This window comes from Bacillus sp. JST-5 (assembly GCF_057747715.1).
This window is the reverse complement of the sequence record NZ_JBYLHW010000175.1, coordinates 1-510: the sequence shown is the minus strand read 5'-3', so window position 1 is coordinate 510 and position 510 is coordinate 1. Positions and strand designations below refer to the sequence as shown.

Sequence of the window (510 nt, the reverse complement as noted above, 5' to 3'; positions counted from 1 at the left end):
CCAGCATGTGTAAAGGACATTTCTGCACTCAAAACTAGTGCCTCCTGAACCAGCATGAGCGTGTGACGTTGATATCGGTCTACAAACGAAAGCTTTTCATAGAAAGTATGTCCACATGTTGTACAACGATATCTTCGCTTCTTCACATGTAAGTACACTCGTTTTCCCGCCACTGATGAACTCTGTATTTTTTGCATTCGATAACTATGGATGCGTTTGGTACGGCTTTTACACTTTGGACACTTCTGCATTTTCACACGTGTATGTAGTTCAAACCAAAATACTCCTTGACTTTCCCCTGAATCAAAAATCTCTACATGCTTATCTTTAATCCCTAATAAGTTTATGATAGAATGAGTAAGCACCTATCTTCTCTCCCTTTCGTGTCTATTGTGTCGCAACTATAGATTAACAAAGAGAGAGAAGAAGGTGTTATTTTTTTATCACTTTTTGTAAATCCATCTCTGCCCTTGAGATGATAAGCATGACCACCACATTTAGTATAGAGCC

The 510-nt window shown here is 38.8% G+C and carries 1 protein-coding gene; it reads right to left on the bottom strand.

Translation table 11 applies throughout. From position 1 onward, the window contains the following. On the bottom strand, positions 1 to 365 hold a 365-nt coding region (locus AC3ASS_RS14465; protein WP_488284179.1), incomplete at its 3' end, for a transposase family protein. Between the last annotated feature and the right edge of the window lie 145 nt (positions 366 to 510).